Here is a 612-nt window from a genome sequence, read left to right on the forward strand (position 1 = left end):
GGAGCATACCCCGATACGGGTGATTCTAAGATAGGTTTCCAGACGCCACGCGTTATATGGGATAGAGATAATGGCGACCTGCAATACAATGTTGTTACGATTGATGAAGCGGGCGATTTTAAGGTGATGAAGACTATCCTTTCTGTTGCTGCTTTTGGAGATGCTACAGATAAGCATCTAGGTGATGAAATTGCTGTGTTACACCTGAAGGACATAGCGCAGTTCACAGATTCGGATGGTCGTATGCTCTTAGATAATACTAGAAAGTTGACGTTGCTCGGCAACAACAAGACTGCTGATATATATCTGGACAAGTATAACACATTGCAGGAGTTGAACGATAAAATAGCTTATGCGATAGCTATAACACTAGAGATGGGCGACCCCGATGTTGAGCTTAGCAAGCTGGCACATCTAGTAACAGTTGCTGGTAGTGGCAACGATGCTGTGAAGGGCACTATTGTTATACAGGGAGCGATGACGGGTCGGAATTCAGAGATACGTTTTGTAGCGGATGAAGATATTCTTAGGGCGTTAAGCATAGAGCAGATACAGCAGTCTGAGAATGATGTTATAACGATGAACGTATTTGATGCGCATACAGAGCAGTAT

At 43.8% G+C, this 612-nt stretch carries 1 pseudogene; it reads left to right on the forward strand.

The annotated features are described in order from the left end of the window. A pseudogene (locus tag AC1MDJ_RS08400) lies at nt 1-612 on the forward strand (hypothetical protein); the annotation flags it as partial.

The sequence above is a fragment of the Candidatus Termitispirillum reticulitermitis genome, from assembly GCF_054655775.1.